This is a genomic window from Burkholderia sp. SIMBA_051, assembly GCF_046534915.1.
Classification (GTDB): Bacteria; Pseudomonadota; Gammaproteobacteria; order Burkholderiales; family Burkholderiaceae; genus Burkholderia; species Burkholderia ambifaria.
In genome coordinates this window covers 1-292 of record NZ_JAWRXS010000167.1, presented here as the reverse complement: position 1 = coordinate 292, position 292 = coordinate 1, and the positions used below count along the sequence as shown (strand labels likewise).

The 292-nt window shown below is 38.4% G+C and carries 1 protein-coding gene; it reads right to left on the bottom strand.

The genetic code is table 11. From position 1 onward, the window contains the following. The coding region (locus tag SB771_RS34030) for a hypothetical protein (protein ID WP_410721920.1) at window positions 1–292 on the bottom strand (292 nt) is incomplete at both ends.

Here is a 292-nt window from a genome sequence, read left to right as displayed (position 1 = left end):
ATAGCATATGCCTAAATTAAAATGACCTAAGCCTTCGGAATGACCGTCATCAGTTTGAGAAGCGATATGTATGGCATGTTCGTATAGGGAAATTGCTTCTTTCCATTGCTGAAGGTCAACTTTGTTCATTGCGAAAAGCATTGTGCATTTTATGACTCGGTTTGTGTAGTTTTTGTGTGCTTCAAAGCTTTGAATCGCTTTTTCAGCGTGATTTAGTGAGAAAAAATTCTGGCGGATTTCGTAATATGCACTCGCAGTTTGATATTGAAATTCTGCCCTTTCTATTTCGTCG